Raw genomic sequence first — 245 nt, forward strand, 5'->3', positions numbered from 1 at the left:
TCGGTGTCGATGTGGACCGCCGACATGCGTTGATGCGCTTCGAGCCCGATGGCGGCAACGAGCCGCTCTTCGATCTTTTCCAGCACCTCGTCGCTGGGCCGCTCATTGTCTGCGAAGCTGACGACGAGGTGGTAGGTCTTGTCGGCACTGGCGCGCGTGTTGCGCTTCTGCGTCGCGATGATGTCGGAGAGCGCCCAGTCCGGCTCGTCGGTGCCGCAATTGGTGATGCGGATGCCGCCGACGCG

The 245-nt window shown here is 64.9% G+C and carries 1 protein-coding gene; it reads right to left on the bottom strand.

The features are described 5' to 3' along the window. A partial coding sequence (locus EK416_RS17325) for a relaxase/mobilization nuclease domain-containing protein (protein ID WP_164730111.1) occupies positions 1 to 245 on the bottom strand: 245 nt, incomplete at both ends.

Source organism: Rhodomicrobium lacus, assembly GCF_003992725.1.
Taxonomy (GTDB): Bacteria; Pseudomonadota; Alphaproteobacteria; order Rhizobiales; family Rhodomicrobiaceae; genus Rhodomicrobium; species Rhodomicrobium lacus.